14 protein-coding genes are annotated in these 22,656 nt (G+C 46.5%); 7 read left to right on the forward strand and 7 right to left on the reverse strand.

Annotated features, from left to right (window positions below; translation table 11 throughout):
- Positions 1-431 precede the first annotated feature (431 nt).
- From B2107_RS06700 to B2107_RS06715, 4 genes are all read left to right on the forward strand, one after another.
- Positions 432-1,073: a DUF6266 family protein gene (locus tag B2107_RS06700; RefSeq protein WP_293954280.1), complete on the forward strand. Its 642-nt coding sequence runs from the start codon at positions 432-434 to the stop codon at positions 1,071-1,073.
- A 91-nt stretch (positions 1,074-1,164) separates the two neighbouring features.
- Complete coding sequence (locus tag B2107_RS06705) at positions 1,165-1,551, forward strand: hypothetical protein (RefSeq protein WP_293954282.1); 387 nt, start codon at positions 1,165-1,167, stop codon at positions 1,549-1,551.
- Complete coding sequence (locus B2107_RS06710) at positions 1,470-2,084, forward strand: CHAP domain-containing protein (protein ID WP_293954284.1); 615 nt, start codon at positions 1,470-1,472, stop codon at positions 2,082-2,084. The genes B2107_RS06705 and B2107_RS06710 overlap by 82 nt, the downstream gene beginning before the upstream one ends.
- The gene (locus B2107_RS06715; protein ID WP_293954286.1) at positions 2,072-2,536 is read left to right on the forward strand and encodes a hypothetical protein; all 465 of its coding nucleotides are present in this window, start codon (positions 2,072-2,074) and stop codon (positions 2,534-2,536) included. Before B2107_RS06710 ends, B2107_RS06715 begins: the two co-directional genes overlap by 13 nt.
- A 182-nt stretch (positions 2,537-2,718) precedes the next feature.
- Here B2107_RS06715 and B2107_RS06720 read toward each other — a convergent pair whose 3' ends face one another.
- From B2107_RS06720 to B2107_RS06750, 7 genes are all read right to left on the reverse strand, one after another.
- Positions 2,719-5,565 (reverse strand): M16 family metallopeptidase, encoded by a 2,847-nt coding sequence (locus B2107_RS06720; protein ID WP_293954288.1) that lies wholly within the window; start codon positions 5,563-5,565, stop codon positions 2,719-2,721.
- A 22-nt stretch (positions 5,566-5,587) separates the two neighbouring features.
- A complete protein-coding gene (locus B2107_RS06725) occupies positions 5,588-6,721 on the reverse strand; it encodes a TlpA disulfide reductase family protein (protein WP_293954290.1) in 1,134 nt (377 codons plus the stop codon).
- Positions 6,722-6,733: 12 nt separating this feature from the next.
- The gene (locus tag B2107_RS06730) at positions 6,734-8,113 is read right to left on the reverse strand and encodes a RagB/SusD family nutrient uptake outer membrane protein (RefSeq protein WP_293954292.1); all 1,380 of its coding nucleotides are present in this window, start codon (positions 8,111-8,113) and stop codon (positions 6,734-6,736) included.
- Positions 8,114-8,131: 18 nt separating this feature from the next.
- Positions 8,132-11,341 (reverse strand): SusC/RagA family TonB-linked outer membrane protein, encoded by a 3,210-nt coding sequence (locus B2107_RS06735; RefSeq protein ID WP_293954294.1) that lies wholly within the window; start codon positions 11,339-11,341, stop codon positions 8,132-8,134.
- Between the two features lie 54 nt (positions 11,342-11,395).
- Positions 11,396-12,493 carry a FecR family protein gene (locus B2107_RS06740; RefSeq protein WP_293954296.1) on the reverse strand — a complete coding sequence of 366 codons (1,098 nt, stop codon included), beginning with the start codon at positions 12,491-12,493 and terminating at the stop codon, positions 11,396-11,398.
- 73 nt (positions 12,494-12,566) lie between these two features.
- Positions 12,567-13,157 (reverse strand): RNA polymerase sigma factor, encoded by a 591-nt coding sequence (locus tag B2107_RS06745; protein ID WP_293954298.1) that lies wholly within the window; start codon positions 13,155-13,157, stop codon positions 12,567-12,569.
- Positions 13,158-13,444: 287 nt separating this feature from the next.
- Positions 13,445-17,449: a hybrid sensor histidine kinase/response regulator transcription factor gene (locus B2107_RS06750; RefSeq protein WP_293954300.1), complete on the reverse strand. Its 4,005-nt coding sequence runs from the start codon at positions 17,447-17,449 to the stop codon at positions 13,445-13,447.
- A gap of 313 nt (positions 17,450-17,762) precedes the next feature.
- Between B2107_RS06750 and B2107_RS06755 the strand changes: the two genes are divergently transcribed.
- The 3 genes from B2107_RS06755 to B2107_RS06765 are packed head-to-tail and all read left to right on the forward strand — an operon-like array spanning position 17,763 to position 22,539.
- Positions 17,763-20,330 carry a glycosyl hydrolase 115 family protein gene (locus B2107_RS06755; RefSeq protein ID WP_293954303.1) on the forward strand — a complete coding sequence of 856 codons (2,568 nt, stop codon included), beginning with the start codon at positions 17,763-17,765 and terminating at the stop codon, positions 20,328-20,330.
- 2 nt (positions 20,331-20,332) lie between these two features.
- The gene (locus B2107_RS06760; RefSeq protein WP_293954306.1) at positions 20,333-20,491 is read left to right on the forward strand and encodes a hypothetical protein; all 159 of its coding nucleotides are present in this window, start codon (positions 20,333-20,335) and stop codon (positions 20,489-20,491) included.
- Between the two features lie 53 nt (positions 20,492-20,544).
- Positions 20,545-22,539: an alpha-glucuronidase gene (locus B2107_RS06765; protein ID WP_293954309.1), complete on the forward strand. Its 1,995-nt coding sequence runs from the start codon at positions 20,545-20,547 to the stop codon at positions 22,537-22,539.
- Positions 22,540-22,656 lie beyond the last annotated feature (117 nt).

A 22,656-nucleotide genomic window follows, 5' to 3' on the forward strand; every position in this document is an offset into this window, starting at 1 on the left:
CCCTATACCATTTCCTTGCTTATTCTTTGCCATTTGTTTGCTTATTCATTGGTCTTTCTTTGCTGTTTGGTTGCTGTTTCTTTGCCTATTGCTTGCCTATAGTTAGCTTTTTTACGGCAACTTACAAGCCATTACCTGGCCTTAATGCTAACTAATTAACCTACAAATGGTCTCAAATTAACCTCAAGCAGGTAAATAACGATCAATTCAAAAGCAGGCGAGTCTGTATGAAGATCGCTCGAAAAGCACAACGTTTTCCATCAAAATGCTGGATTTGATGTCGTCGGAAATGGCATTTTCAGTCAAGTGGCGTCAGATGGCGCCATAAAGCAAATTCCTTTCATACACCGCTTTACCTTAGTACCATGATATCAAAGTAGTGGCTGCCTGCAGCGCCACTTTAGGGTTTAACAATTTAAAAAAATAATAACATGGCAAGATTTGTAAAAGGGATTCACGGATCCTATAGCGGAAAAGTTGGGAATGTCGTCGGAAGTTCATGGCGAGGAATAGATTATGTACGTTCGTTACCAAAAAAGAGTAGCAAGGCTTCGTCAGAAGCGCAGCTGGCACAGCGGATGAAGTTTGGGATGACGACCAGTTTTCTCAAGTCCATCAAAGATATCCTGATGCTTGGGTTTTCAGACAGCAAGCTAAGGAACAAAACAGGCTATAATGCGGCCTTTCAACAGCTGATCAATCATGCTTTTCGGGGCAACTACCCGGATTTTACGATAGACTTCGCGGCAGTCAAAATTGCCAGTGGCAGTCTGGCAGCTTTGGTTGGCTTAGTTGTAGGTGAGGTGGCGCCTCGGGTGCTAAACCTGACCTGGGATCCGATCAACAATCGTTTTAATGCCTTTGATGACGATCAGGTGCTGGTCATTCTGTACGATGAAGCGGACAACCTCTTTTTTGCATATGAAGGTGCGACGAGATCGGACGCAGCGATAGATATCGTGCTGCCGGATAGCTATACAGGAAAGAAAATAGTGGGCTGGTCTTTTAATATCCATCGGGATGGGCTGATCACTTCAACGAGCCAATATTTAGGGGAGTTTGTGTTGAACTAGCTGCATCTGCATCAAGGGAGGCTGTTCTTTTAAGAGCACCTCCCTTTCATCCTGAATCCCATTTACTATTAACAAATTAAATACAAAATAAATGGAATCCATACAAAAACAACTGGTCTCGGATATCGAGGATATCTATTGGCCGCTAACAGGAAGACAGGTGCTTGGCATTGTACTGGTAGGTCTCCTCATATTTTTTATTTCAGCAGGGCTTTTGCTACAGGCGATCGATCCCACAGCGGGAATATTGGATCTTGGTGTCCTCTCCGTGCTGCTCTTTGCCGTATTGGCTGGCGCGGTGGCTATTTATTGCTGCTGCTGGCTCCAGGAAATACTGTGGCAGCCTTTTAAGTTTTTCCGTCAGGAATTTAGTTTTCACTTTAATCAATTGACATCATGGCAACAATGCATTATCTATTTTTCGGTTTTCTTTCTGTCGTTGTTCTCGTTCTTAGCCGTTTTGGCAATACTGCTGTAGGCGGCCATATACTGACAGGCAACAATGCTAAGCCCCTAGGCACCGCTTCCGCAGTGGTGCATGGAAATGACAAATCAGTAAAATGCTGCGCCAGCACGGGTGTACGCGAACGCATTGTCGATATTGCGGTACACGAAATTGGTGTGCAGGAAGCCGGAGGCAATAACGATGGCATACGGGTCGAGGAATACCTAGCGTATACTGGTCTTGGAAAGGGCCATGCCTGGTGTGCGGCTTTTGTCTCCTGGTGTTATGGCCAGGCGGGCCTTGCTGTTCCGCGCAATGCCTGGAGTCCGGCACTTTTTCCAATGGCCCGGCGTTATACAGACCAGCAGATCGGGCAGGGGAGTGTACGCCAGGCAGATCTTTTCGCGATCTATAGCTCCAGCCACCAACGTATCAACCATGTGGGGATTGTGCGAAAAAAGGAGGGCAATTGGATCGTGACTGTGGAAGGGAATGTGGACAATCGTGTGTTGTGCAAGCGGCGTCCTTTGGCTATCATTTATACTTTTTCAAATTGGCTGGATTGAGGGGAGGGGATATGGAAATGTACATGTACAAACGGTTGTTTTTTCCTATAGTCTTCTTGTTATTTTGTTCCTGTAAACTTTATCAAAGCGAGCGGAAAGAAGCTCTGCGGGAAGAACAAACGCAGTCAAAATACAAGCAGCAACTCGATATTTGGTACAGCGGACAGAGAGATAGCCAATCGCGGCATTGGCTTTTTTTGACGGATAGCAGTTTTCGCTTTCATCCCGATAGTGGTTTGATCGGTCAAAAGGGGCAGTTGGCCATGCTGGAATCTCAGGTAAAGATAAGTAATAAACAGGGGGCTTCTACAAACAGCAGCGCTAGCCGCGTAAAAACGCTGCAGCAGGAAAGCACAGAAAAATGGAGCGCATGGGCATTCCCCAATCTTTGGCTCATCGGATTGCTATTAGTGGCATTTGCACTGGCTTGGAAGTTTCGAAGCTTTTTTTAAAACATGATGTTGCTCGCAATCATCGATGGGCAAACATAAATTCCATTGATAGAGAATTTCCTTTTTCGGTCAATCAGGAGGTTTGGTCAGTAAACAAGAAAGCCGCAAAGAAGAATATTATTTGCGGCTTTCTTTTGTTCAGTGCTTATGACAATAATGCGATGTCAATAGCCCTTCTGTATTTATTTTTTTACTTCTGGAAGCTGAACGATCTTGATAACGTTTTGATCACTGATATAGCGTTTGGCAGCCGCTTTAACTAGCGCTGGGGTCAGCTGATCGCGCAACGATGCACGTTCAAAAATGCGGTGCATATCATCGCCATTATACAGGTTGCTGTACAGGTAATTCGACCAGAAATCATTTGTTTTTAGTGCGGATTCGTAGTTTAGCTTGTCATTCGCTTTGAATTTGTCGAGATTGGCAACAGAAGGTCCTGCAGTCTTTAATTTCTCAATTTCCTCAAGCGAATACTTCGCTAGTTTGTCCGCGTTGGCCACCGAACAGCTAAAAGCTACCGTAAGGGTATAACGGGCATCAGGCAGCTTGCTATAATCCATCTGGATCGATGGCGAATACACACCGCCTTCTTCTTCACGTAGCCGTTCCAACAAACGGATATCCAAAACTTCCCGAAAGGCCTGTAAAGCTATGTTATTTGCTTCACTATAGTCATATGGGCCCGAAAGAACAAGATAGACCATCGCTTTATCTTCTTTGCTCAGCGCCAGCTTTTTCTCGATCTTCCCCGCAGGGATATGAATGTTTAAATCACGGTAAGCAGGTGCCTTCGACGAGATGCTGGGTAATCCGCCAATATACTTGGCAAGCAACGGTTTTATTTTTTCAATGTCAAAGCTGCCAACAAAAGCAAAATTGTAGCCCGAAGCATTGGCAAAACGTTCTTTGTAGATGTCCAAAGCACGCTGCGGATTGATCTGATTGATCTTCTCCATGGTTAACCCCGTGCGACGAACATTATTGCCCGACAGGATAGCCATGACCGAGTCTTGGAATACAGCGTCGCCATTCTTATCGCGGTCTTTAAGCCCGTCTTTGGCATTGGCCAAGATACCCGCAACAATAGCGGTATCTAGGCGAGGCTCTGTAAAGTAGCCGTACATCATCTGCAGGGCAAGTTCCAGGTCTTTGTTGTTGGCATAGCCGCTCACGCCCTGGGCAGTCTCACTGATAAAGGGGGATGCCGAGGCCGTTCGTCCGGCTAATGATTTTTCAAATTGTTCGGCTGTATAGTTGCCCAGCCCGCTGGCAGCAATGAGGCCAACGGCATTGGTCGCGCTCTGAAAATCTCGATCATCGTAAAGTGATGTTCCGCCATAGGAATATCCTTGAAAGGTGATCTGATTGTTTTGGTAGTTGGTCGGTTTTAAGAGTACCCGGACGTCGTTGCTCAACGTCAAGGTCGTGGTTCCTAACCTGCTGTCTTTTTCTTCTTTAACAATTGTACCAGATTGAGCTTCCCGTTTGAGCAGTGGCAGATCGCTTGTTTCTTCGGTGAAGGCCGTCTGTTTTTCTTTGGACAAGGTAGCGATCCAACTGTTGATATCGGCCTCTTTCGGCAGATTTGCTTTATCCGCTTCAGGTGCAGTCACAATAATATCGCGGTTGCTATCGGTTAGATACTGTTGCAAGAGCCGCTGGATGTCCGAAAGGCTGACCACCGGAAGCATTTCGCGCGTCAATTTCATCTCATGATCGATACCCGGAGAGGCTACCCCGTTCAGAAAATGCTGAATATATTCCTGTACATATTGTTCGGAGGCAATCTTGTCCTTTTCTTCGAGCATATTTTCCATTTGGTTCATATAGGTATCCTTGGCGCGTTGCAGTTCTGCGGCCGTAAAGCCATATTGTTTCGCCCGCAAAAGTTCACGCCATACAGCGTCAAAACCTTCTCTCAGACGACCTGGTTTGGCCGTGAGTTCGATCTGAAATACATCTAGTCCACCCATAAAGCCACCCAATGATGCGCCACCGCTCAAAAAGGGCGGATTCGCTATGCGAAATAATGGACTATATCGCCCTGCCATCATGGTGTTAAATAAGGTCTTGATCAGGTTGTGCTTATAGTCGGCGAGGTTCTGTAATTTACGTTCAGGGTGTTTGATGCTGATATTGATGGATGTTGCGGTAATTTCAGGATCCGTCACCACCATAAATTGATTTTTGCCCTGCAGTGGAATGTGGTATGTTTTTCGAGCTGTTGGCTGCAAAGGATTTTTGAGCAACGAAAACTGTTTTTTCAGCGTTCGCTCGGTCTGGTCGACATCGATATCACCGACGACAATAACGGCTTGGAGGTTGGGGCGGTACCAGCTTTTATAAAAATGCTCAATTTCCTCATAAGGGAAATGTTGAATGACTTCTTCGGTACCAATTGGAATGCGCTGTGCGTACAGGGAATGATTGAGCGCAACAGGTAAAGTCTTGTCCTGGATGCGCTCACCCAGGCTCTTGCCGGCACGTTTTTCTTCCAATATCACGCCACGCTCTTTGTCGATTTCACGATGGGTCAGACTGATACCCTGCGCCCAGTCTTGAAGGATCTGAAATCCATTGCTGACGAGTTCGCCATCATTGGATGGTAGCTGCAGTTGGTAAACAGTTTCATTGAAGCTGGTATACGCGTTGATATCGGCTCCAAAGCTGATCCCATTTTTTTGCAGGTAGTCAACCAGGCTGTTGTCGGGATAGTGTGTCGTGCCATTGAAGGCCATATGCTCCAGAAAATGCGCCAGCCCACGCTGCTTTTCGTTCTCCAGGATAGATCCCACCTTGTTGACTAGATACATATAAACGCGTTCTTGGGGTTCGGTATTCTTACGGATATAATAGGTGAGTCCATTGGCCAGTTTACCATAACGGACACTTTTGTCAAAAGGTAAAGCGGTGGTATCGGCTTCGTGTTTTGCCCATACGATTTCCGTCGCTCCTGGGGTGCTGCTGCTATGGGCAAGCACCGGACTAAAACCTAACAGCGAAAGGTAGAGCAGTTTTTTTAAATGCATATAATTGTGATAAAATTGCGAATTAGAATATGTTTTTTAGTGTTTCATAAAGGGCGTCGCCGCGTAGGTTGATGCCGATGATTTTCCCTGTGGGATCCAAGAGGTAATTGGAGGGGATACTTTTGATATGATACGCTGCGCTCACCTGACCATCCGGATCAACCACATTGGTCCAGGTCATGCCATCGTCCGACACGGCTTTTTTCCAGCTGCTGAGCGCAAAATCTGTGGAGACACCCAATACTTCAAACCCGTTAACTTTAAAAGCATCGTAGGCTTTTGCTACATGTTCATTTTCCACGCGGCAGGGTACACACCAACTGGCCCAGAAATCAACGAGTACATATTTGCCCCGAAAGTCGGTCAGCTTTACCTGCTGCCCTGTAGTGTCAGCCAATGCAAACGCTGGCGCGATATCACCAATCTTTAGATTTTTAAGATTGGCAAGCTGCTCTTGGACCTCCTGGCCCAACGGCGAATCTTGAAGGGATGGTGTAAGTTTGTCAAACAGCTCCGATATCAGTTGCTGATTGCTGGGATCTTTCAGGAGTGCCTGTAGTTTAAAAAGGCTGAGTACATGATCCGTATGCTGCTGCACATAGTTGACCTGTGCTGTCTGTAGTGCCGCAGACCATTTGTTGAGGCTCGCGTCAATCGTGTTGATGGTAGCCCGTGCCGGCGAATCCATGCGAAAACTATCTTGGGAAAAAGCGTTCTCTGCCTCGAAATAGGCAGCCATTAGTGTACTGATGCTGTCCAATATCGTCTGATGCGTTTTGTCAAAACTTCTGGCTTCAGTATTCAATGTTGAGCCGGCAATATCCGCGTGGTTAAGCTGACCGAGTTTGCCCCGAATCGTTATCTTGCCAGGGTGTAGATAGAAATCGAGTGTTTCTGATCGTCCCCCCGTAGCATCCATGTAAAATAGATTCGCGATTTCAGGCCCTTCGGAAGTACCTTTAAAGCGAAAATGGCCTTGTTCCAGCCGGGCAGAATCAAGCGGGAGATCGCCACCAAAACGTTGAAGGAAAAGTTTTCCTTTTTGATTTTTGGGAACCCCCAAAAGTGTTCCCTGAAGCTGGTAGTTTGCTTTTTCCTGCGCCTTGACGAAGCATATGGAATAAAGAAAGGCAAAAGCTAATAACGTAACTCTCATTGTATATCGTGTTTAGTTGTTATATCCCGGATTTTGCGTTAATTGCCTGTTATTTTGGAGCTCAACGGTGGGTAAAGGGTAGAGCTGGGCAAACGTCTTCCAAGTGGTCGGTTTTGCTTTTTTCATCACGTTATCGGCTAGCCCCATGCGTTTGAGAGTAAACCAACGGTCGCCCCATTCGAAACAGAGTTCAACGCGACGCTCCTGCACGATGGCTGCTCTCGCCTGTGATTGGGATAATCCACTGGATAAATCCGTAAGTCCCGCACGCCTGCGTAGGATATTGACGTCATCAACAGCGGTTGAGAGACCAAGCTCCAGGCGTGCCTCGGCACGGTTGAGGTATTGTTCGCCCAGGCGCAACACCGAGGTATACTCATTGTTTGCAGATCCGGCTTCGCCGTCCGAACGGTATTTGTTGATCTGATAGCCGTTTACTGTTTCTTCAAAACGGACGAAGTTTTCTTTTCGTTTATCGTTCTCCTCAAAGGCTGGCAATAGACCCGTTGCATCTTCAGTTACGCCAAAGCTGGCAAACTCTCCTTTTATGCCGATGCCAATGGAGGCGCCCACACTGTTCCATAGCTGCAATATCTGCTCGGGATTGTTTTTGGTAAAGATATCCATTGGCTCGCCCCCGTCTGCACGATCAAAATGGCCCAGTTGAAACAACTGCGACTGTGCGATCACCTGACTGGCGGCCTGCTCGGCTTTGGTCCAGTCTTTGGTAAATAGGTATACGCGCGACAACAGGGCTAATGCAGCCCACTTATTGGCCTTCACGCGCTCGCCCGGGTAATCCGAACCTAAAAGCTGGCTGGCATCTTCTAGATCCTGAATGATCTGCGTATACACTGTTGCTACCGCTGCGCGCGGTTTGAGCCGTTCTTCCGGATAATTAGTCGTCAGCACCAAAGGAACATCGCCATAGAGATTGACCAAAAAATAGTAATTGAGGGCCCGCATAAATTTAGCTTGGCCGATGGCTTCATCTTTGCCAGCTTGCGTCATTCCCTTGGATTGCCCAACGCCTTCAATGATTGCATTGCTAACCCCAATGATGGAATATAGATTTCCCCAAAAGTCATTCGTCTGCCCCGAAAAGGGATTGAGGTTGTAGCTGTACATAAAGCTATACTCGGGGTTAAAGCTATTGATACCGGGTATCAGCTCGTCAGAAGATAATCCCGTGTTCAGTGAAAGATCATTTTGATAAGCGGCAAATCGGCCATACATCCCGACGACAACACTGTCGGCCATGGTGTCATTCGCATAAATTTGATCCGTGGTGTAGATGTATTTTGGTGTCACCTCCAGCAGTTTGTTGCAACTGCTCATACCTAAGGCAACAGGTAAAAGGAAGCTCAATAATTTGATATAGTTGGTTTTCATGTCCGTAGTCTAAATGGTTTAAAATGAAGTCCGTAATCCTAACGTAAACGTGCGCAGCATCGGCATGTCCACGCCGGTTTCTGGATCTGTACCCTTATAACTGGTGATGGTCAGTAGATTGGCTCCAGTCACATAGGCGCGTAGGTTTTTAAGTTTTAGCTTCTCGAGCATTTTACCCGGTACCGAGTAGCTGAGGGTAATATTGCTTAAGCGGATATACGACCCGTCCACAAAATTGGCACCGGATGAATTGTAATTGGACATGGTGCTGGAGTTGGTGGTATAAGCAGGAAATTTAGCATCCTCACCCGGATGTTGCCATCTGTCCAAGACAATTGCGGGGGCATTGATGACACTTCCGGCACTCGTAAATGGATAATTATAAATATGTGTGTTCTTTTTGAAACTTAAAAAGATGTCTAGATCAAAGTTTTTATAATTGAACGAGTTGCCAAAGCCACCAAAGAATGTCGGAATATTGTTTGCCAGAGGGACATAGTCATCTGGAAAACTGATAAAACCGTCGCCATTCACATCGCGGAATTGCGGTTGCCCATCCGCAGCATTGATTCCAAGATATTCATACCCCCAGATCAGATTTAATGGTTTACCGATCTGATAAGTGAGACTATTGGAAGAGCTTGCAAGGTTGGGATAAGACAAGAGCTTGTTGCGGTTGATGCTCATGGTAAAGTTTGTCTTCCAGGTGAAGGCCAAGGTGTTGATCGGCGTGGTCTGCAGGCTAAATTCCCAGCCGCTATTCTGTACATTGGCATCTAGGTTTTGGTTGACCGAACTAAAACCCACCTGTGTAGGTAATCCGTAGCCAACTAATTGATTACCCGACCGATTGCGGTAATAGTTTGCTTCAAAGATGATGCGGTCTTTCAAGAAGCCCATTTCTGCAGCAAGGTCAAGCTTCTTGTTGACTTCCCACTGATAATTTGCATTGAATGGGTTCTTAGGAAGATAGCCCTGCCCTTGATAATTTTCAAATATACGTTCGTAATTCACGAAATAGGAGTAGTCGCCAATATTATCATTACCTGTCAAACCATAGCTGCCGCGCAATTTGGCAAAACTCAAGCCAAACTGATTATCCTTTAACCAGCTCTCTTCGCTTAGGATCCACGCTGTACCGACAGACCAAAAGTTACCATATTTTTTTCCAGGACCAAAACGGGAAGAGCCGTCACGTCTGACGGTTGCATTGACGACATATTTTTGGTCAAACGTCCATCCCACACGAGCAAATCCCGAAAGGAAACGGTACTGAGTATCCTTGGGTTCGATATTGATGATTGGTGCGGCATGGATGTCTCTAATTTGACTATCGTCTGTATAGCCGTTTCCACTTGTGGTAATTGCCGAGTTACCGCGATGGATATAAGTACCCCCAAGAAGGGCACGAAATGAACTGCGCCCCACGATAAGATCATAATTCAGCTGAGGCTCAAAATTAAAGGTAGCCGTGCTAGCCTTGGTAAAAGTGTTGTTGCCCAAGATGTTTTCGGATGGTCTGAATGATCTCCGTGGATTGATCGCGAGCTGGTCCATTTTCATGCGGGTATAACCGGTATTGATTTTGGCTATAAGATTAGGTAACAACTCATAGCTCAGCGCAATATTGCTGATTAAATTTTTAGTTCTATTTTCAACCGTACGCTCCAGCGCAGCAATAGGGTTATCTATCGTCCAATTTAATTTTCCATCAGCATCGTAAAGGGAGAAATTTGGAGGCAGGGTCTGAAAGTTGGTAAACGATAGTGGAATGACTTCGTTTTTATCCGTGGCATAGCTCGCCGAAAGGGAAGCTTTAAATTTGCCGTCGTTACTGTGGTAGTCGAGGTTGCTTCGGAAGTTACCGACGGAAAGACCGTTTTTCTTTTGATATACAGTGTTTTCACGCCTAAATCCACCGCCAAGCAGGTAGTTGAAACCCGATGATCCCCCCGATAGGGATAATTCAGCATTGGATGTATGGGCGACATTGCCAAAATATTCTTTTTGCCAGTCGTGGTCCTCCGTTTGACTCCATTTCAGCAGGTCAGGGTAATCATTGGGCGTGAGTTCAATACCGTCGTTTTTTGCAGCCTCACGTCGCATCTCCAGATACTGGGCGGTATTGAGCATTTTTACATACTTGGCGATAGAGCCAAAACTATGGTAATAATCAGCACTGATGGTGGGACGACCGGGCTTACCGCGTTTGGTGGTGATCAGGATCACACCATTGGCACCCCGGGCACCATAGATCGCGGTAGCATCAGCATCTTTAAGTACTTCAATGCCGGCAATCGTGCTGGGGTCGATACTTTTAAAAGGACTTTCACCTAAATAGGAAGAGGTGAGGCCATTTGCACCGATATAGGCCAGTGAACTGCTATTAAAAGGAATACCATCAACAATGTACAAGGGTTGTCGCGCCTCACCATCCTGGTTGACGGTATTGATGCCCCGGATTTGCACCTGAGTCTGTATGCCGGGAAGGCCGTTTAAGGTATTGATCATCATACCCGGAACCCGATTTTGGAGTGCAATGAGCGGGTCTGCTGTTGGTGTTTTCTCAATGGTGGCCGCAGTGACGCTAGCGGTCGAACCTGTATTCAACCGTTTGGATACCTCCTGCCCATACGATAGTACGCTGACTTCATCAAGCAGGTTTTGGGTCTGCAAAAGCTGCATGCTAATGATGCTTTGGCTTGGGGCTACAGCAAGTTGCCTCTCTTCGTAACCAACGGAACTGAAAACCAAGGTGTCGGTATGATTGGTCCGCTCGATCTTAAAAGCGCCTTTATCATTGGTGAAAGTGACTTTGTCGTTGCTTTTGTTGTAAACGGTTACCAGTTCTACGGGGCCGGATTTGTCCCGTACAGTTCCGTTCAACAAAAGCTGTTTGGCAGGTTGCTGTTGTTTTTGATGCTGTTGGCCGCTTTTCTCCCGTGGAAGAATGGTGATCTCTCTTCCAACGATTTTAAAGGTGAACGGTAAATCCTTAAAGGCTTCTTCAAGAACATCACGCAAGGCTTTATCCTTTGCCTGAACTTTGACAACGGTATTGAGGTCGATCTGATTGCCAGACGCAATGATGTTATAGCCTGTCTGTTGTCGGATGGTTGAAAAAAGTTCTTTGAGCGTCGGTTTTCCCTGATAATTGAGCTGTTGACCAACGACTGTGCTACCAGCAAGAAGCGACGTGACCAAGAGCAAGTTTTTTAGACGATTCATCGGGTCTTTGATTTAGGTTAATGTGTTTAGATTTCTGTGTAAAAAAAGGCTTCGTTATTTAATTTTGTGAACAGCTATTTTGCCGTCACGATAGTTAAAGTTTAATTGACCGGTGCTTTCCAAAAAGGTAAGCGTTTTGGTCAATGATTGATTTTTGTCGATAGATCCCCAAAACACAAGCTGTTGCGTAGCGGAGTCTTCATATTCAAAATCTACATTGTACCACCTTGAAAGTGTAGCCAAAATGGCATCGAGCCGTTCGTTGTCAAATAGGAAATATCCTTTCTTCCAAGCCGTCGCTGCTTCGATATTGGCCGGTAGAATCTGGATCGATGTCTTGGAGATAAGCGATCGCTGTCCGGGTACAAGCAGGCGTTGATTTACATCGACCGAACCTTCAAGCAGCGTAGTTTCCACAAACTCGTGGTTGTCGTAGCTGTTGATGTTGAATGTGGTGCCCAATACCTTCACTTCCTGGTTTCTGGATTTCACGATAAAGGGTTTATGTGGGTTTTTGCTTACTTCAAAATAGGCTTCTCCTGTTAACAAGACTTCCCGTTTGTCGGTAGCAAATTGCATTGGATAGCTGATTGTCGATGCAGCATTCAGCCATACTTTACTGCCATCGGGCAGGTTAACCTGATATTGACCACCCCTGGGAACTTCAACGGTCAATTTGCGCGATTGCAATTCCATAGCGCTGATAGGCGATCCATCTAAATAGACGGCTGTTCCGTTGACGATCTTAACACCCGATTTGCCTCCCTTGAGTGCGATGCTTGACCCGTCTTCCAATTTCAGGATGGCCTTTTCTTGTCCGGGTTTGAATTGATCTATCGCGGCTAGGGTATCGCGATGCGATTGTCCACGCGGGATAAAAAGTAACGCAAAAGCAATCAGCAGGACAGCAGCTGCAGCGCTGATCCAAGCGGCTCTTCGGTACCATGGATTACGCGAGGATGGCTTTGCATCAAGTTGTTGCTGGATTTGAAGGAGTATGGTATTTTTACGATCTTCCTGCTCGGCGCTATCCAGTTCCCATTCTACAGCTTGCTGCGCTTCGTACCACGATTCTATCAGCTGGTTTTCCTTCGCAGAGCTGATACCGAGTTCGTACTTCAATAAGATTTCCGCAATGTTTTTCTGTTCCATGAGCGCCAGTGTTTATAGTATAGTTGCATCAAACCGTATTTGGTGGTAGATGAATATTAAAAAATAATGAATTTTATTTTAAGTCGATGAGGAGGAGGAGCAGAAGCGAATAGAGCCCCTGTTTCTTGAGGTTATTTCTCAGAATGTTCAGTGCGTTGCTGATTTGTTTTTTGACCGTTTGGTCAGAGATGTCCAGACGTTCTGCAATTTCTTTATAACTAAGTTGTTCCTGTCGGCTCAATAGAAATACCTCTTTCATTTTTGCTGGGAGCCGTTCAATTTCTCCGTCAATGATCTGCTGCAGCTCTTTACCTTGCTGCTGGTCGCTCAATGAAAATCCGGTAACGTCAATATATTCCAAAATTGATGCAATCAATTTTTTTTGATTGCCTTGAGTGCGGTGATAGAAAAGAGCGCTTTTACGGGCAGCCCCATATAACCAGCTGTGAATATCCTGTATTTCGGACGATTGAGTTTTGTTCCAGAGATTGACGAAAATATTCTGCAAGAGATCTTCTGCATCGGTCTGGTCTTTCACCAGTTTGGACAGGTAGATAAGTAGGGGATCCCAATAGGATTTAAAAATAAGGTCGAACACCTGCCTGTCACCCTGCTGTAGGCGCTGAAGGATATATTTAGATTCGATCTCATTTTTAAGATTCACGTTAGTCGTAATAGGTGACGACAAACTTAGATAAATTTGTTATTAATTGCAATATAAGGTCCCGCTCGATTTTTCATGCCGACCTGTTTAAAGCGAACTTTTTTTTTTCTGCTGTTTCATTCCAATGGCTCCATCCAGATTGCTTTATTACCGTCATTCTCTCTGGACGATCCAAAGAATAGCTAGATACTCTTCTGCTTGAATCTAAGTTTTTGAAAATTTCTTAAAAGTTCTTATGCTGATAGTGGTATTTTTGATCTTTAAAATAGTTTAGATTATTACATCGCTTAATTTTCCTTATAGCTATGCCGCTGAATATATTCAGTGGGGCTCAATCCATACATCTTTTTGAATAGTGTAGTGAAATGCGTCTGATTGGTAAATCCGAGCGAATAAGCTACCTGAGAGATATTCATTTTTTTCTCCAGCAGCAACTTTTCAGCTTGCTGTAACCGGATATTACGAATAAATTCACCGGTCGAAATACCCGTCAGCGATTTCACCTTACGGTGCAGCTGTACACGGCTCAACCCTACTTCATCGGCTAGAAACTGCACATTGAACGCCGAATTCTCCAGGTATTGGTTCACTGTTTTGACAATACGTTCCATCAGCTGCTCATCGCTAGACTTAAAGGTGATGGTTTTTACCTTACCTTCCTGCTGCTGCGCGCCCGAAAACTTTCCTTTAACCTTCATGCGGTTTTTGATGAGATTGTGTATAACAAGGTGAAGCTCATCCACCATAAAAGGCTTTGTCAGGTAAGCATCTGCGCCGCGACCAATGCCTTCCAAACGGTCTTCCTGATTGGTTTTTGCTGTTAGTAGCACCACAGGAATATGGTTGGTGGTGCTATTACCCTTGAGCTTTTTGACCAACATATAGCCATCCATTAATGGCATGGCAACGTCGGAAATAATCAGGTCGGGCTCCTCAGCAAGGGCGAGCTGAAACCCCTCGCCACCATTTTCGGCAAGCAGTACTTTGTAGGATGGTGAAAGTTCCTGCTGCAGATAGTGTAAAATGTCGCGGTCGTCGTCAATGACGAGCACTTTATAGCCTGTTTTTTGATAATCGTTCTTTGGATGTTGGTCAGTTGCCGACACTGGGCGGCTCTCGTGTTTTAACGTCAATGCATCAGTTGGTCTAACTGGAGCAAGATCTTCCTGCCGCAGATGCGTGTTGCCCATCGGAAGACGGATCACAAAAAGGCTACCGCTGCATTCACTTCTATTTTCGGCATGTATCTGTCCACCGTGCAGTTCAACCAGCACTTTGGTCAGATGTAGACCAATGCCCGAACCCTGCCGCTGATAAGTACTATGCGCAGCAGACTGGTAGTACCGCCTAAAAACATCGCGAAGATCGCTTGTGGCGATGCCGCTACCCGTATCACTGACAACAAGTTCTAAGATTTCACTTCCCTTTTCCCGTTGTTGAACGGTTAGGGAAACCGCAATTTGACCACCACGCGGAGTAAATTTAAACGCGTTGGAGATCACATTATGCAGTATTTTTTCAAAGCTGTTGACGTCGATCCAAATTGGAATATCATCGGCCTCGTTGTGTACGGATAGCTGGATCTGATGGCTGAGCGCCTGATCCTCAAAAATGCTGATGATCTGCTTGACATAATCTACAGCATTGATTTGGCAAAATTTGAGATTCATGTGCCCGCTTTCCAGCTTTCGGATATCAAGCAACTGATTGACTAGACTCAGGATGCGCTGTGCATTGCGATTCATGTTCTGCAGCGTAGCTCGGGTTTGTGGATCTGCTGCATTTTTCATGAGCTTATCAATCGGACTCATGACTAACGTCAGCGGCGATCGGATCTCATGTGATACATCAGTAAAAAGCTGTAACCGGAAAGCATGCAGACGTTCGAGCCGCCGCTCATGCAGATATTTACTGATTAGGAATATAATACCGGTCGCAAGTAGGATATAAACGAAGTAAGCTAGTCCACTTAAATACCAGGGCGGTTGGATATGCAGCGTCACCATAAGGCTTGGCGAGTAGATGCCAAATTTACAGGCGCGTATTTCCAATTCATGCTCCCCCGAAGAAAGGTTGTTGTACGTGATCAGGTTTACTCCCGGAAGCGTAGCATTCCAGCTTTTGTTGATGCCTTTGATGCGGTATTCGTAATGTACATTTTCTGGACTGTTAAAATCCATCGTGGATAGTTCAAAAGTGAAACTGTCGTCGTTGCTATGGAAGAAAAATTGATTTGCAGCCATCAGGTCATCTTTATAGATTACGCTTCCACTGGGGGCCATGCCCGGCTTAATGGGCTGGTTCTTGACATACAGATTGGTAATGAGGACAGGATGTGGATAGGTCTGCAGCTGTATCTTTTCTGGAAAAAATGAAGTAATCCCCTGCCGTCCGCCGTAGTATATTTTTCCTTGCGTATCCTGAAAATGCACGCTGCGGTTGTAGGACCGATCGACCAAGCCGTCTCCGGTATAGTAATTGACAATTTTACCTGAACCGGCATTCAGACAGTTGATACCCTTGAATGTGCTACACCAAATATTTCCTTTCTTATCACTGCCTAAGCCAGTGATCACATTGCTGGATAGTCCGTTATTAGTCGTGTAAATGCTGACCGATCCTGATTTCTTATCGATTTGATATAGGCCGTTGTAAGTGCCTGCCCAGATGTGACCTAAATGATCGTCCAATAGAGAGATGGTGATCTGTTCGGATAATCGATGGGCTGTATACTGTTGAGAGAAGCTCTTTGTGGTAGGATCAAAACAGCTCACGCCCTTATGATGCCCAAGCCAGATAAGACCATCATCAGCGCATAAGACGGTAGCAATCCAATCATTGGCTAAGGCGCCCTTTGTCGAACTGCTGGTATTCATACTATAACTTTGAGCAATTTTTGTATCGAGGTCGTATTCCACAAAGCCCGATCCGAATGTAGCAATATAAATCTTATTGTTTTTGCCTAAGGCGAAAGATTTGACCTGTCTGGATGGGCAGATATCCCTGAGGGTGGATTGTCCTGCTACAGGATCAATTTGTCCAAGGCCTTTATCATAAGAACTGAACCAGATCGTACCGTCCGAAGCCACTTCCAGTTTATTGATATCCGCTATGGTATTTATTTGTTGATGTGAAATGCCTTGACGGTCAGTTTTAAAAACGCCTTCTCGCTCCACGGCATACCAAATGTTACCTTGGTGATCACGTGTAATGGCACTGATGATGTTTTGATCTGTTTTTTCCCGGCCTGAGATACGCCAAAATTCAAACTGTTTGCTTTGCACGGGGATAAAAACCAGGCCCCGTTGAAACCAGCCAAGCCAAAGATTATTTTCTCGGTCCTGCAGCAGCGCACGTATCCGTGCATGTCGGTAGTCATTATCCAAATTAGGAAGCTCAGCTTGTGCAGCAATCAGTGGCTTTTTTTCCAGATCCAGATACCATAGCCCATCGCCCTCGGTACTGATCAGCAGATGGTTTTTCCGGCCTTTTGATAGTTGGATCTCCGTTACGGTAGACTGCAGTTTCGACTTGTATTCAACCGCTTCAAATGTATTGTTTTGCGGATCATAGCGGCTGATCTTTGAGGGCGACGCAAATAGGAGCTTGCCGTCATGTTGCTGCACGATGTCATAATTGCCGCCCTTCGGCATCGGAAGTAGATCCGAAACGATTTGCCTTGCCCGCTTCTGGTCGGCAGAAACCTGCGAGACCCCTACACGGTCTATAGCTACCCAAATCCTGTTCATCCGGTCTTCAAAGAGACTGCGGGCAAACATGCCGCCAACCAGCGTATTGAGTCGCGGTAACGATAGCGCCTCTCTACGGCTAACTTGAATGTCGAAGATACCCCAGCCTGATGTCGCTACCCAAATGTGACCATTTTTTTTATGGATGATATCTGTAATGTGCGGTGCAATCTGATCGGGAAAATGGATTCGAACAAATTGGTCACTATTTTCATCGTAATACTGCAGTCCATTATTGCAGCCCACCCAGAGTCTTTTGTCGCGATCAAGATAAAGGATGATGATATTATTGCTCGATATGGACGTGCTGTCCTGCACATCGTGTAGATATTGTACAAAACGGGTACCGTCAAACTTGTTGAGCCCATACTCGGTACCTGTCCAGATATAGCCGTGTTTGTCCTGACTGATACTGGTGGTCAGATTGGATGAAAGTTCGCCAAAACCATAATCCCTATTGTCATAGATGCGCGTGGCCTGTCCATGGGCATACCCTATAAAAGCAAATAGTAATAAGATTATCGAAAAAAGATCCCTCCGCATTGGTATAATTGGTTTATGCTTTTGAAGATACATATTATTGCGCAACCCTGAAAAGAAAAAAAAAGCTTATGGGTTAATAAACCCTGTTTTACATGAAGATGTAACAAATTGAAATAAATATGAAACGTCAATGCAAGGCGTTGCAACAATGACCAAAGGGAATGTAACAGGTACAAATGCGCCGTTTTATCAAGAGTACTACTTTTAGGTTGCTGAAAATGATCATCATGCAACATTCCTCACGGTGCGAGTATAGCATGGGTAATGGAGGTGCTGCAAGTGCTGAATTCAGGAAGGGAAAAAACCAATTATAATGGAAATCATCATGTTTACTCACCATCGCTTTTGGCGAGCATTTTTGGTCGCTGTGCTGATCTACTGCTGTGGCAGCAATGCCCATGCTGTGTTGCCGAGTTACAGAGATACGGCGGCCCGCGATTTTATAGTTCACGAAGCAGGTCCCGGTTTCCTGGCCTTAGTCAATAATGGGGTGCCTTTGTCTATGCTTGTCGACCCGCAAGATCACAAGGGCGTATTGCGGGCTTACGAAAATCTAAAAAAGGATTTTATACAGGTTACGGGTCATGGTCCCGACCAGCAAAACAACGGGCGCTCTAAGATCATTATCGGTACCTATGGCAACTCGAGCCTGATTGACAGTCTCGTGCATAAAGGTCTTTTGGACAGCAGTACGCTTGCCGGAAAGCGGGAAAAGTTTGTGATGACGGTGGTCAATGAGCCGTTGTGGGGAATTGATTCAGCGCTGGTTATCGCCGGCAGCGACAAAAGGGGGACGATCTACGGCATTTATGAGCTGTCTGCACAGATTGGTGTTTCGCCCTGGTATTACTGGGCAGATGTGCCAATCCGCAAAGCAACCGCATTGTACGCCAAGCCAGGTCTCTACACACAGGGGGAACCAAAGGTTAGCTACCGAGGTATTTTTCTGAATGATGAAGCACCAGCATTAAGTGGTTGGTCCAAGGCGACGTTCGGTGGATTTAATGCAGATTTTTATGAAAAGGTATTCGAACTGCTATTACGCCTGAAAGCCAATTACCTCTGGCCTGCAATGTGGGGGAGTGCTTTTTATGATGATGATCCAAAAAATGGACCACTGGCGGATGAAATGGGTATTATCATGGGGACCTCGCACCATGAGCCGATGGCTAGGGCGCAGGCGGAATGGAAACGCTACGGCAATGGCGGAGCCTGGGATTATGCTAAAAATAAAGCCGGGTTGCAGAAGTTTTGGCGTAGCGGTATAGAACGTGCACGAGACTGGGAGTCTATCCTGACCATTGCCATGCGCGGTGATGGGGATGAACCCATGAGCGAAAAGCAAAATGTCAGTCTGCTGGAGCAGATCGTCCGCGATCAGCGACGCTTGATTGCGGAAGCCACAGGACGGACGGCAGCCGAGACACCACAGCTATGGGCTTTATACAAAGAAGTACAGGATTATTATGATAAAGGCATGCGGGTGCCGGACGATGTAACACTACTGCTTTGTGATGACAATTGGGGCAATGTACGCAAGCTGCCGGAACATAATGCCTCGCCACGAAAGGGCGGTTATGGCATGTATTACCATTTTGACTATGTGGGTGCCCCACGCAATGCGAAATGGATCAATGTGTCCCAGATACAGCGGATATGGGAGCAGATGAACCTCACCTATAGACATGGCGTAGATAGAATATGGATCGCTAATGTCGGCGACCTCAAGCCCATGGAATTCCCCATTTCATTTTTTCTGGATATGGCCTGGGATCCAGACCGGTTTAACGCCAGCAACCTGATGGATTACACCCGCGAATGGTGTCAGCAGCAGTTTGGCGAAGCGTATGCCACAGAAGCGGCCAGCATGATCAACCGCTATACCAAATATAACCATCGGGTTACCCCCGAACTGCTGAACGAGCGTACCTTTAGTCTCACGCATTATAACGAATTTGACAGTGTTGTCAACGATTACAACAGGTTGGCCATGGAGGCCTCGCGACTCCATTATTTGCTGCCAGATTCCCTAAAGGATGCCTTCGATCAGCTGGTGGCTTTTCCAATCAACGCCTGCGCGAACTTGTATGAAATGTACCATGCTAAAGCGATGAACGACTACTATTACGGAAGGAACGATCGCAGGGCAAATGACTGGGCCGATAAGGTAAAGGCTTGCTTTCTGCGCGACTCACTTTTTACCCACCATTACAACCATTCCATTGCCAAAGGGAAATGGATTCACATGATGGATCAGGTGCGCATCGGCTACAGCAGCTGGAATGAACCGCCTAAGGCTATCATGCCTGTGGTTCACTACCTGCCGGATACTGCCGTTCAGGGTTCGCCAAAGGTATTTCTGGAGACCGGCGGCTATATCGCCATGGAGGCCGCTAGCTATGCTGCAGCAAGCAGCGCACCGGGGGTACAATGGGTTGAGATTCCAGACTTGGGAAAGACCGTGTCGGCCATGACAACACAACCCGTTACAGCTAGCCTCGGAAATAACACCGCCCTAGAATACAAGATCCGCGTGATAGAGAAGCGAGAAGCAAAGATCATAGTACTGTTGTCGCCCACGCTCAACTTCAATGGAAACCGTGGGCTGCGCTATGCGATATCCATTGACGGCGGTCCCGAAAAGCTGGTCAATTTTAATGGACATTATAAGGGCGAACTGGGACAATGGCAGGCACGCCGTATTATCGAAAGTGTGTCAGTACACAGCTTGCTGCCGGGACAACATACCCTTCGAATCCGATTCTTGGATCAGGGAATCGTGTTGCAGCGCATACTCATCGATTTTGGGGGGCTGAAACCCTCTTATCTCGGTCCGCGGCAGAGCGCAGCAGCACAGTCGATAGACACGTACAGTAAATAAATATGAATAAAAAAATAATTGTAGTCATGGAAAACAACACACATTACTTACTTCCTAACTTCAGCCTTAATCTGTACGGATCAAAAGGTGGACGTAACGTACGAATATTTGAAATTGCATACCCTGATACAGTCGGTATGCTAAAGGTGGAGGGAAGCTGATGGGAAATGTGATCCGATATGGTGTCTGCCTATTGTTAGCCGTGTTGTGCTATATGGCAGGTCAGGCAGAAGACGGTAGCCGACTTTGGTTGCGCTACAGCAAGGTCGAAGATAAGGAAGCTGCACTGCGCAAAATTCACTGCTCACTCCGTGATCCTGTGGCCAATACTGCAGTCCAGGAGTTACAGCAGTACTGGCGCAAAGGTGATGTAACGCTGGTGCTGGATAAAAAATGGCCAAAATACCAGCCTGACGGATATCGTATCCGTTCGGAAGCGGGTAAGACGATTATTCGTGCAGGCAACAGTACCGGCCTGCTTTACGGAGCTTATCACTTGCTGCGGTTACAGCAGATCGGGAATGAGCTTACGCAGCTAGATATCGTTGAAACGCCGAGTTACCGTTTACGCATGCTCAACCATTGGGACAATCTGGACGGTACAGTTGAGCGGGGCTATGCTGGCTACTCGCTTTGGAAGTGGGACGAATTACCTGCAATAAAGTCGCCTCGCTACGTTGAATATGCCCGTGCAAATGCGTCCATTGGTATCAATGCGGTTGTGCTCAATAACGTCAATGCGTCACCACTGATCCTGCGCGAAGACTATATAGAGAAGGTAAAGGCTTTAGCGGATAGCTTCCGTCCTTACGGTATCCGCGTGTTTCTATCCATTAATTTTTCGTCACCGGCGATTCTGGGCAATCTTCAGGATTCGGATCCGCTAGATCCCAATGTGGCACGTTGGTGGAAGGACAAGGCAGATGCAATTTATAAGATCATACCTGATTTTGGTGGCTTTTTAGTGAAGGCCAATTCAGAGGGGCAACCTGGACCACAGGATTATGGCCGGACGCATGCCGATGGCGCTAATATGCTGGCCGCTGCGCTGAGACCTCACCAGGGGTTGGTCCTGTGGCGTGCTTTTGTGTATAACCCTTCGGCTGAGGATCGCGCCAAACAGGCTTATCAGGAGTTTGTGCCACTAGACGGCAAGTTTGACGACAATGTAATCCTACAAATCAAAAATGGGCCGATCGATTTCCAGCCGCGTGAACCGTTTAATCCATTGTTTGGAGCGATGCCAAACACGAGCCAGATGGTCGAATTTCAGATCACTCAGGAGTACCTCGGGTTTTCTAATCATCTGGTATACCTCGCTCCGCTGTTTAAGGAGACGCTCGATGCCGAAACCTATACACGAAAGGAAGCGAGTACGGTGGCCGGGCTAACGCAAAAAGGGCCGAATCCACAGCTATCGGCGATTGCAGGTGTTGCCAACATCGGCGCGGACCGCAATTGGTGTGGTCACCACTTTGCCCAAGCCAACTGGTACGCCTTCGGAAGGTTAGCTTGGAACAGCGGCTTATCCAGCGACAGCGTGGCGCGGGAGTGGCTCGCTTCAACCTTTTCGCCAGATTCGACCCTCGTTGCTCCGCTGTTGAAGGTGATGCTGGAATCGCGTGAGGCGGCAGTCAACTACATGATGCCGCTGGGTCTGCACCATATATTCGCTTTCGAACACCACTATGGTCCCGAACCCTGGGGCGATATTCCCGGTGGAAGACCCGATTGGATGCCTTGGTATTACCATAATGCAGATTCGCTGGGGATCGGATTTGACCGGACAGCATCGGGCAGCAATGCCGTTGCACAGTACCATAGCCCACTCAAGGAGAAGTTTGCAGAGCTGGGCAGCTGCCCTGATAAATATTTGCTCTGGTTTCACCATGTACCCTGGAGCTACAGCATGAAAAACGGTCGCTCCTTATGGGACAACCTGTGCTATGCCTATCAGGCAGGTGTGGATCAGGTACGGTATGTTCAGCGTATATGGGATGGTCTTGAACAAAAGGTGGATGCGGAACGCTTTGAGGATGTGCAGGCAAAATTAAAAATTCAGGCAAAGGATGCCGTATGGTGGCGCGATGCCTGCCTGTTGTATTTTCAGACTTACTCCAAAATGCCCATTCCACCTACCCTGGAGCAACCGGTGCATAGGCTGGACGAATTGAAAAAAATTAAACTAAATCTTAAACACCATAATTAGCTCCTTTGGATAAAATTATTAGCGTTCTTCATCGAAGTAAAAACCGCCAAAAAAATAGTATTGGCCGTTGGCGAACGGAAGAACGTAACAAATTGAAATGCTTTTGTTACATATTTT

The organism is Sphingobacterium sp. UBA7855, assembly GCA_002500745.1.
Classification (GTDB): Bacteria; Bacteroidota; Bacteroidia; order Sphingobacteriales; family Sphingobacteriaceae; genus Sphingobacterium.